This window comes from Halovivax sp. (assembly GCA_007119345.1).
Taxonomy (GTDB): Archaea; Halobacteriota; Halobacteria; order Halobacteriales; family Natrialbaceae; genus Halovivax.
Genome location: SKPV01000244.1, coordinates 1 through 5,485 on the forward strand (window position 1 = coordinate 1; position 5,485 = coordinate 5,485).

The 5,485-nt window shown below is 71.4% G+C and carries 4 protein-coding genes; 3 read left to right on the top strand and 1 reads right to left on the bottom strand.

The genetic code is table 11. The features are described 5' to 3' along the window. Together QZT59_RS16800 and dacB are read left to right on the top strand one after the other, a co-directional pair. Nucleotides 1–1,878: ABC transporter ATP-binding protein (locus QZT59_RS16800; RefSeq protein ID WP_394348670.1), on the top strand; the 1,878-nt coding region annotated here is incomplete at its 5' end. Beyond that, nucleotides 1,868–3,214, top strand: a complete 1,347-nt coding sequence (gene dacB, locus QZT59_RS16805) for a D-alanyl-D-alanine carboxypeptidase/D-alanyl-D-alanine-endopeptidase (protein WP_290818944.1) — start codon at nt 1,868–1,870, stop codon at nt 3,212–3,214. The genes QZT59_RS16800 and dacB, both read left to right, overlap by 11 nt. 134 nt (nt 3,215–3,348) lie before the next feature. Here dacB and QZT59_RS16810 read toward each other — a convergent pair whose 3' ends face one another. After that, entirely contained in the window at nt 3,349–4,053 is a 705-nt protein-coding gene (locus tag QZT59_RS16810) for a helix-turn-helix domain-containing protein (protein ID WP_290818946.1), read from the bottom strand. 323 nt (nt 4,054–4,376) lie between these two features. On the opposite strand from QZT59_RS16810, the gene QZT59_RS16815 reads away from it, so the two are divergent. Continuing rightward, nucleotides 4,377–5,485: alanine racemase (locus QZT59_RS16815; RefSeq protein ID WP_290818948.1), on the top strand; the 1,109-nt coding region annotated here is incomplete at its 3' end.

Below are 5,485 nucleotides of genomic sequence, written 5' to 3' on the forward strand. Positions count from 1 at the left end.
ACGAGCGAGACGGGACGAACGGCGGGCCCGACCGGAGGTGGCCGTCCCGATGAGCACCGACGATCGAGCGACGGCCGGACGGAGGTGGCCGTCCCGATGAGCACCGACGATCGAGCGACGGACCCGGCCGACGACCGATCGGGTCGCACCGACGACCGCGGAGCCGAGGTCGACCGAACGCCGTCCTCGCGCGAGGGCGAGGGGACGGACGACGAACCGGCGCTGCTCGAGATTCGGGACCTGAAGACGCACTTCCCCGTCAACACCGGGCTCTTCGACTCCCTCCGACTCGACCGCGACGGCGGCGGCTGGCCGTTCCGGCTGGACGACACGAGCGTGAGGGCCGTCGACGGCGTCGGCCTCGAACTGCGTCCGGGGGAGACCCTCGGGGTCGTCGGCGAGTCCGGCTGCGGGAAGTCGACGCTCGCGCGCACGGTCCTCGGCCTGGAGGAGCCGACCGACGGCGAGATCCGGTTCGACGGACGCGCGGTCGAGGAGATCCCCGAAGGCGAGTTTCGCGAGCGGACCCAGATGGTCTTCCAGGACCCCCAGTCGAGCCTCAACCCCCGCCGGAAGGTGGGCCACATCATCGAGGACCCGCTGCGGGGAACCGGCTGGCCCGCGTCGGACCCGTCGGTCGTCGCGACGGCCGACGTTCGAACGGAAGGGCTCGGCGACCTCGAGCTCGACGTGATCGTCGACGACGACGCCGACAAGCTGGTCGAGCCGGTCGACGGCGTCGCCGAAGTCCTCGCGACCGTTCGGCGAGAACGCGGCATCGAGACCGGCGAGAGCGGCGGGTTCGGAGCGAACGGCGCCGATCGGGACGTCGGATCCAACGCGGACGGCGCCGATCAGGGGGACGGGGCCGACGCGGACGGCGCCGACCGAAGCGCCGGGACCGCGCAAGCCGAAGCCGGCGGGGGAATCGAGGACGAACTCCGCGTCGACCTGCCGTGGGGCTTCGACGCCGACGTGCGCGTCGACGAGGACGCCCGGACGGTGGAGGTGGCCGTCTCGGTCGGCGTCTCCGACAGAGAGATCCGTCGCGAGCGGGCGCTCGAACTGCTCGAACAGGTCGGCCTGAAGCGAGAGTACTACAACCGCTACCCCCACGAGTTCTCCGGCGGCCAGCGCCAGCGCATCAACCTCGCGCGGGCGCTCTCGGTGAACCCCGACCTGGTCGTCGCCGACGAGCCCGTCAGCGGGCTCGACGTCAGCGTCCAGGCCCAGATCCTCAACCTGATGGACGAGCTCCAGGACGAGTACGGGCTCACCTACCTCTTCATCTCCCACGACCTGAGCGTCGTCCGGTACGTCGCCGACCGCGTGGCGGTGATGTACCTGGGGGAGTTCGTGGAGGTCGCCCGGACCGAGGAGCTGTTCGCCGACCAGCACCACCCCTACGCGCGGGCCCTGCTGAGCGCGATTCCGAACCCAGACCCCGACATGCCCGGCGTCCGCTCGGAGATCCGGGGCGCGGTGCCGAGCGCGTCCGATCCGCCGCGGGGCTGTCGGTTCCACACGCGGTGTCCCGACTTCATCCTCCCCGACGGATTCACGCGGGAGGGCTACGAGTCGTTCGACGCGCTACTGGGCGCGGTCCGGGACGGAGCGCTCGACGTCGAGGAGCCCGGCGACGTCGTCGAGACCCACCTCGACGGCGGCGACGGGATCCCGTCCGAGGCCGTGCGCGCCGCCGAGCGGGCCGCCGACGCCGCGCTGTCGGGCGACCGGAGCGAGGCGCTCGAGGTGCTCGCCCCCTTCGAGTCGGTCTGTCAGGCCGAACGGCCGCCGCTCGAGCCGTCCGGGGACGGCCGGCGGATCGCCGCGTGTCACCTCGCGGACGACGGGACGGTGAGTCACGATGGTCGGTGAGGAGGGCGCCGGGATGGTGAGCCTCCCCGAGGCGACGCTCCCCGGGCGGGAGTCGGTGAGCGCGAGCGTCCTCGCGCGGGATCTGCGGACTGGCGAGACGCTGCTGGCCGTCGATCCGAACGTCCCGTTGCTGCCGGCCTCGAACGCGAAGCTCGTGACCGCGGCGCGGGCGTTCAGCGAGCTCGGCCCCAACTACCGCTTCGAGACGCCCGCGTTCGCGGCCGGCGAGGTGCGCGACGGGGTCCTCCTCGGCGACCTCGTGCTGTGCGGCCGGGGCGCGCCCGAGCTCTCGCAGGCGGACCTGATGACGCTGGCCGACGGCGTCGCGGCCGCCGGCATCGAGCTGATCGCCGGAGAGCTCGTCGTCGACGCGTCGGCGTTCGACGAACAGGCCCTCGGGCCGGGCTGGACCTGGGACGACGGCCAGTTCGACTACGGGGCCAAGTCCACCTCGCTCGCCGTCGAGCGCAACACGGTCGACATCACGGTCGTCCACCGCGACGGCTGCGTCGAGGTCGACGCCTCGCCGACCTCCGAGATCGTCCGGTTCGACGTCGACGTCGAGACCGGGCCGGAGGCGTCCCTCGAGGTGTACAAGAAGCGCGCCTCGGAGGTGGTCCGGGTCGAGGGCGAGATCCCGCCGGGGGAGACCGCGAGGGCGGCGAGCCCGGTCGACGACCCGATGATGCACGCGGCGAGCCTCTTTCGGGACGCCCTGGAGGCGAAGGGGATCGAGGTCGACGGCTGGACGCGGATCGCCGACGGACCCGTCGAAACCGGCGGCGAGCCCTGCGCGACCGTCTCGTCCGCCCCGCTCGCGGACCTCGTCCGGGACATGCTCGTCCGGTCGGACAACTTCGTCGCCGAGCAGCTCGCCCGGACCATCGCCCGGGAACTCGCGGGCGTGGGCTCCTGGGACGCCTGGGAAGGCCACGCGTCGGCGTTTCTCACCGACCGCGGCGCGGACGCCGTGCGACTGCGCGACGGTTCCGGCCTCTCGCGGTACAACCTGCTGTCGGCGGCGAGCCTCGTCGCCGTCCTCGAGTGGTGCCTCGAGCGCCCATGGGGCGATCGCTACCGCCGTTCGCTGCCGCTCGCGGGCGAGGAGGGTACCGTCGCGAACCGCCTCGGGGACGTCTCCGTTCCGATCAGGGCCAAAACCGGCACCCTGACCGGCGCCCGGACCCTCTCGGGGTACGTCGGCGCGGACGACGGCGAGCCCGCCGTCGCCTTCTCCTGCCTGCTGTCGAACCTCACGGGCGAGTACGAGGCGACGGCGACCGACCGGATCGACGACGTCGTCCGGACGGTGGTCGCGGGCGCCGGACTCGAGTAGGCGGACCGGATCGGTTTTTCCACGCTCTCTGACGGCGCCGGACGCGGACGGCCGCGATCGTCAGAAGGCGTTCGTTCACCCGCGAACCTCACGGTCGTCGGAGGGAGTTCACCCGCCTGCGTGGCTCTCGATACTCAAAATGCGTCGACCGATCCGCGGCGCTCGCGCTCCTCGACGAGCGCGAGGATCTCCTGAAGGACGGTCGCCTCGCCCTTCCGGAGGTGCTCGAGGGCGGTCGGCCCGGAGACGTCGTGCTTTTCGGCCAGCTCCTTCGCGGACACCTCGCGGGGCCAGCCGTAGTAACCCTCCTCGAAGGCGGAGAGGAGGTACCGCGTCTGGCGCGGAGAGAGTTCCTCCCTGATCTCGTCGACGAGGTCCGCCGCGACGGGCGACTCGGGCTCGTAGTCGACGACCCGACGGACGTCGACGTCCGCCACCTCCTCGAGTTCCGCCATCGAGGCGCCGATCGACGCGCCGTCGGCGAGCAGCGTCCACCGCTCGCTGTCGTCGGCGATCCGGATCTCCCCGACCGGGGTCAGCGACGAGCGCACGATGGCCCCGTAGATCGACGCGCTCGCGTCGTAGCGGACGTGGATCCGCACGCGCTCGGCGCCCGCCTCCAGCACGTCGCACGAGCGGACGGCTCCGGACGCGGACGCGGCCGCCTCGACGGTCTCGAGGTCGACCTCGCCGTCCCCGAGGACGACGACCGTCGCCAGAATGTCGGTTCCGTCCGAACAGATGTCCGTAACGATCAGTTCAGCGCCGGGATGCTCGCGCGTGAGCGCGAGCATCCAGCAGCCCTCGTGCCACAGCCGGAGATCGACTCGCTTTTTCATGCGGACGGACGGTTTGGAATCGATACACATTCGACCGCTAAATATCTATGCGTGAGATTCTCACGATATCGTGGCGGAACGAACGGCGAGGGGCCCCGGCGACGCCGAGCGGGTAACCCCAGTGCGGGTTCGGCTCGGGGGTAGCCCTCGTGGACCGCTCGATCACCGTCCGGGCGTTCGATCACCGTCCGAGCGTCCGACTCCCGTACGGCCGCACCGACCACTCGGGCGTTCGCTCCCCGTTCAGTCGCGTCGACCGCCCGAGGGCGTCCGCCTCGTATGCTAGCCAGGGGGTTTTCCCTCCCGTCACGACTCTCCCCGGTATGGACATCGAGGCGCGGCGATCGCGGCTCCGCGAGCGGCGGGCGGGGCTGCTGGAGCCGTTCGAAACGCCGGTGTACGTCTTCTTCGAAGCCGACCTCCGATCGAACTATCGAACGCTGCGAGAAGCGCTCGACGAGCACTATCCCGACTCCGTGATCCACTTCGCGGTGAAGGCGAACTACGAGCCCGCCGTGCTCGCGGTGCTCCGGGAGGAAGGGTGTCGAGCGGAGGCGTACGCGAACGGCGAAGTGTCGGCCGCGCTCGAGGCGGGGTTCGAGCCGTCAGAGCTCCTGTTGACCGGGATGAATCGCCGGCCGACGGACGTCGAGCGGGCGCTGGCGAGCGGCGTCGAGCACCTGCTCGTCGACAACGCGACGGAACTGGAGCGCCTGATCGACGCGGCCGAGGCGACCGGGACGACGCCGAAGGTGCTCGTCCGGGGCAACCCCGCGATGGAAGTGCCGACCCACCCGGAGGTGGCGACGGCCACCCGCGAGACGAAGTTCGGCCTGGACGTCGAGTCGGGCCGAGCGATGGCGGTCGCCGACCGGGCCGTCGCCTCCTCGGCCGTGGAACTCGCGGGCGTCCAACTCCACATCGGCAGCCAGATCCGCAGCGTCGAGCCCTACGCCGTCGCCGCGCGCGAGATGCTCTCGTTCGCGGCGGCGATCCAGGACGAGCTCGGCGTCGAGATCGACGTCCTCGACCTCGGCGGCGGATTTCCCGTCCCCTACGACGAGCCGGTCCCGGAGACGACCGAGATCGTCGAGACGATCGCGACGACGGTTCGGGAGACGGCCGACGCGCTCGAGCTCTCGCACCCGACGCTCTTTCTCGAGCCCGGCCGCCGGCTCGTCGGCAACGCGGGGACGCTGCTCGGAACCGTCGGCGTCGTCAAGGAGACGCCCTACGCCACGTTCGCGGTCCTCGACGTCGGCACGAACGCCGTCTCCTCCTACTGGCCGTACCCGGTCTACGCGCTCGCGGACGGCGACCCCGATCGGACGTACGACGTCGCCGGTCCGCTCTGTTACACCGGGGACGTGCTCTCGGAGGACGTCGCCCTTCCGGAGCTCGCCGCGGGCGACGTGATCGCGATCGATCGCGT